This window comes from uncultured Oscillibacter sp. (genome assembly GCF_910587525.1).
Lineage (GTDB): Bacteria > Bacillota > Clostridia > Oscillospirales > Oscillospiraceae > Oscillibacter.
Genome location: NZ_CAJULS010000205.1, coordinates 1 through 2,973 on the forward strand (window position 1 = coordinate 1; position 2,973 = coordinate 2,973).

5 protein-coding genes are annotated in these 2,973 nt (G+C 54.9%); 2 read left to right on the forward strand and 3 right to left on the reverse strand.

What is annotated here, in order from left to right; all coding sequences use genetic code 11:
• Window positions 1-190 precede the first annotated feature (190 nt).
• Complete coding sequence (locus QZ326_RS12465) at window positions 191-889, forward strand: polysaccharide deacetylase family protein (RefSeq protein ID WP_295745763.1); 699 nt, start codon at window positions 191-193, stop codon at window positions 887-889.
• Window positions 890-933: 44 nt separating this feature from the next.
• On the opposite strand, the gene secG is transcribed toward QZ326_RS12465, so the two are convergent.
• Complete coding sequence (secG, locus tag QZ326_RS12470) at window positions 934-1,173, reverse strand: preprotein translocase subunit SecG (protein WP_295745767.1); 240 nt, start codon at window positions 1,171-1,173, stop codon at window positions 934-936.
• 200 nt (window positions 1,174-1,373) lie between these two features.
• Here secG and lexA point away from each other — a divergent pair, with 200 nt between their 5' ends.
• Window positions 1,374-1,970, forward strand: a complete 597-nt coding sequence (lexA, locus tag QZ326_RS12475) for a transcriptional repressor LexA (RefSeq protein ID WP_295745768.1) — start codon at window positions 1,374-1,376, stop codon at window positions 1,968-1,970.
• Window positions 1,971-2,025: 55 nt separating this feature from the next.
• Here the strand turns inward: lexA and QZ326_RS12480 are convergent, their stop codons facing one another.
• Both QZ326_RS12480 and QZ326_RS12485 read right to left on the reverse strand, forming a co-directional pair.
• Window positions 2,026-2,577, reverse strand: a complete 552-nt coding sequence (locus tag QZ326_RS12480; RefSeq protein WP_295745770.1) for a sigma-70 family RNA polymerase sigma factor — start codon at window positions 2,575-2,577, stop codon at window positions 2,026-2,028.
• A 114-nt stretch (window positions 2,578-2,691) separates the two neighbouring features.
• Window positions 2,692-2,973 (reverse strand): helix-turn-helix domain-containing protein (locus QZ326_RS12485; RefSeq protein ID WP_295745773.1); only part of this gene is annotated, 282 nt, incomplete at its 5' end.

Sequence of the window (2,973 nt, forward strand, 5' to 3'; positions counted from 1 at the left end):
TACACTCTTTCCCTACACGACGCTCTTCCGATCTCAGCAGTATCCTGGCAGCACTCTTTCATTGAAAAACCGCCCATGTCATCCGGCACGGGCGATTGCAGTTCTAGGCCGCAATGCGACAGATTTTGACAGCTCTATTTTTCCGCTTTCCGTATAAACTATCCCTGAAAAATACGGGGAGATGGGAACGATGCGGAAAAAACAGCTGCTTTTTTTGTGTTTAATCGGGCTGGCGCTGTGGGCGTCTGCAGGCGAGGAGGCCCTGCCTGCGGACGCCCCGGCAGAGCTTCCGGCAGAGGCAAAATATATTGCGCTGACCTTTGATGACGGTCCCCGCCGGGAGACGACGGCAAAGCTCTTGGACGGCTTACAGGAGCGGGGCGCAAGCGCCACCTTCTTCCTGGTAGGTGAGGAGATCGCCGGCAAAGAGGATCTGGTGGAGCGGATGGCGGCAGAGGGTCATCAGATTGGCAACCATACCTGGAGTCATGTGCGGTTGGAGAATCCGGAAGCCGCCGAACAGGAGATCCGCATGACAGAGGAGACGCTGGATGAGCTTCTGGGAGAGAACGGATATTGGCTTCGCCCGCCCTATGGCCTCATTGGCGAGGGAATAGAGACCGGCGTCCCCCTGGTTAAGTGGTCTGTAGATCCCCGGGACTGGGAGAGGCGCAATACAGCGCAGGTGGTGCAGGCTGTGCTGCGGGATGCCGAGCCCAATTCCATCATCCTGCTCCACGATATATATCCCACCTCTGTGGAGGCGGCTCTTCAAATCATAGATGCCCTTCAGAAGGAGGGATATTGGTTTGTCACAGTGGAGGAGCTGCTGTGTCTAAATGGCGTGGTTGCGGAGCCGGAAGTAATGTACCGAACCGGAAAAGGATAGAAGAAGGGCGGACGCTGACAGCGTCCGCCCTTTGCTGCGGTAAATCAACCCAAAATCAACAGGACCAGAGTCAGAATCAGGAAAAGGGCCCCCACCCATTTAGTGGCTCGGGCCAGCTTGGCATCCAGCGTTTTGGCTTTGTTCTTAGCCAGGAAGGAGTCGGCCACACCGCCGATGGCACCGGAGAGACCGGCGCTCTTGCCGGACTGGAACAGTACAGCCAGAATAATGGCAAGACCGCAGAGCAACTGCAGAACGGTGATAACAATCTTTAAAGTACCCATGTGGAAAACCTCCAAAATTTCCTCATGCGCAGGCATGATATGTTATTTTACGAGTAATTATATTACCATAGATTGTCCCCGTTTTCAAGTGGAATTTTACAAATAAATGAAAAATAAAGTGGAACAAATGTTTGCAATTTTGGAATGTATGTGATATGATATTCAAAATAGGATCTAAGACGGAAATAAGGAGGTCCACTATGGCAGAGCTTTCCAAGATGCAGAAGCGGATCTATGACTACATCGCGGCCTGTATTCAGGAGCAGGGATATGCCCCATCGGTGCGGGAAATCGGGGAGGCCGTAGGACTGAAATCGCCCTCCACCGTGCATTTTCACCTAAAGCATCTGGAAGAGGCTGGTGTCATTGCCAAGGGAGCCGGCAAGGGCCGGGCCATTGCCCTGACGGAGCAGGCTCAGCAGCCGCCGGAAGACCGTATTCCGATTGTGGGCAACGTAGCGGCCGGCAGCCCCATTTTGGCGGAAGAGTACATTGAGGACTACCTCACTTTTGACACTGGCGGCCATGGGGATGAGTACTTTGCCCTGCGGGTACGGGGCGAGTCTATGTTGAACGCCGGCATTCTGCCGGGGGATCTGGTGGTGGTACGCCGCCAGCAGACGGCCAGCAACGGCGAGATCGTAGTGGCCCTCCTGGAGGACGAGGCCACGGTAAAGCGGCTGTCCAGGCGGAACGGGGAGACTTGGCTCCTGCCGGAGAATGAGGATTACAGTCCCATTGACGGCACCTATGCCACGATTATGGGGAAGGTCACTGCGGTGGTGCGGTGGTATTGAAGGGTCAGCTGCGGCGGCACAGGGGATATACCCTGTGCCGCTGTTTGAGTGCCCGTCAGTTGGCCGGGGATCTTCGTTTTTCATGGGAGCGGGGCGGAGGCGGGGACTGTAAGGCCGTCCTCAGCTTCTCCAGGGCCCGTTTTTCAATGCGGGATACATAGCTCCGGGAAATCCCAAAAGACGAGGCAATCTCCCGCTGGGTCAGGGGCACAGTGCCACCCAGGCCATAGCGCAGGCGGATGATCTCCGCCTCCCGGCTGGTCAAACACTCCCGCAGCAGCGTATGGAGACGCAGGGCGTTGTCTCGGTCATGGAGATCGTCCAGCATGGTGTCGTCAACGCCTACCACGTCGATCAGTTGCAGGGCATTGCCCTCCTTGTCGTTTTCAATGGAGTCCGACAGGGAAACCTCCCCCTGGAGCTTTTTCTGACTGCGGAAATACATCAAGATCTCATTTTCAATACACCGCGCGGCATAGGTGGCCAGGCGGGCTCCTTTGGAGGGATCAAAACTGGAGATACCCTTGATGAGTCCAATGGTGCCGATGGAGATCAGATCGTCCTGGTCCGTGCTTTGGGTGTAGTATTTTTTTAACGAAGACAGCAAAAGGAAAAGAACTCTGGAAAGCCTACGGACAGAAGGCATTCCAGGGGTGCGGGAGGGAGATGGTATGCCGCTATACGGTGATTTGGGACGGACAGTAAGCGCATATCTACCGATTCACTTGCTGCCGAATGTATGCCTGTTGGTTATGATACAATTTTTCATTGCACTGAGAACTTCCAGCAAAAACTGCTGTTCAGAGTCAGTGCAGCCGGACAGCATCTCTGACAATTCCGGCTGCCAAACACCGCAGCAGTCCGGCTGGTTTTCATAAAGAAGTTTATCCGCGGTACACTCCATAGCCTCCGCGATATTGACAACCGCTTGCAGGCTGGCCTGCTTGATTCCATTCTCAATGTGGCTGACGTAAGGGACAGAGAGGTTTGCGCACTCTGCTAG

Coding starts and splice junctions, on each gene's coding strand:
- QZ326_RS12465 (WP_295745763.1), top strand. CDS start 191: ATGCGGAAAAAACAGCTGCTTTTTTTGTGTTTAATCGGGCTGGCGCTG.
- secG (WP_295745767.1), bottom strand. CDS start 1,173: ATGGGTACTTTAAAGATTGTTATCACCGTTCTGCAGTTGCTCTGCGGT.
- lexA (WP_295745768.1), top strand. CDS start 1,374: ATGGCAGAGCTTTCCAAGATGCAGAAGCGGATCTATGACTACATCGCG.